Consider the following 860-nt stretch of genomic DNA (forward strand, 5'->3'; position numbering starts at 1 on the left):
GCATCAGGACGAACAACCGGCGGCCGGCCCGCGCGGTCACGCACCCCGGCCGAAACGCCGCCGCCTGCAACGCGAGCACGTTGAGCACCCGCTGCTCCGAGGCGGTGGGCGCGTCGGACGCCGGCTCCGTCGCGTGGACGTCGTACGCCTCGACCACGATCACGGTGTACGGCCGATCGGTGCGCACCCCCACCGCCCGGGCCGCCTGCTCCGCGCCCGCGCCGCCGGACAGCAGCGTGTGTACCGCGTCCTCGCGACGGCGCGCCGCCTCGCGGTCGCGGGTTCGGTGGTACACCAGGTGCGGCAGGGCCGCGCGTGCGGCCGTGCGCAGTGCCGCCGCCGCGTCCGACGCGAGCGGGGGCCCGTCGGCCGCCGCCCAGATCGACCCGAGGACCTCGCCGCCGTCGCGCACCGCGATCACGAGTCGTTCGGCGTAGCCGTCCTCGGCGGGCAGCCGGACCACGTCGTCGGTGGCCCACAGGGTGCGGAAGAAGCCGCTCTCGCGCAGTTCGGCGACGCGCCGGCGCGGCACCTGCTGGTTCAGGATGGTCACTCGGCGGATGGGATCCGGCTCGTGGTGCATCCGGGAGTAGGCCAGCACCCGGGACTGCGGATCCTCGATCGTGATCGCGCCGCCCACCAGGTCGGCGACCGTGTTGGCCAGGCCCGACAGATCGCCCAGGCGCAGGCCGGCGACTGCCGCGAGGTCCGGGGCGTCGCGCTGCGCGAAGGCGTTGCGCAGCAGGCCCAGTACGTCGGTCCACCCGTGCCCGGGATGGCGGGTGAGCAAGGCCGTGCCGCCGAGTTCGGCCGCCTCGACCGCGCCGGGGTCCACGCCGGCCACGCCGCCGCGCATCACC

1 pseudogene is annotated in these 860 nt (G+C 76.0%); it reads right to left on the reverse strand.

Annotation, left to right across the window (positions count from 1 at the left end):
• A pseudogene (locus GT354_RS10970) lies at positions 1-860 on the reverse strand (PucR family transcriptional regulator); the annotation flags it as partial.

This window comes from Streptomyces sp. SID3343, from assembly GCF_009865215.1.
In the GTDB taxonomy this organism is placed as follows: Bacteria; Actinomycetota; Actinomycetes; order Streptomycetales; family Streptomycetaceae; genus Embleya.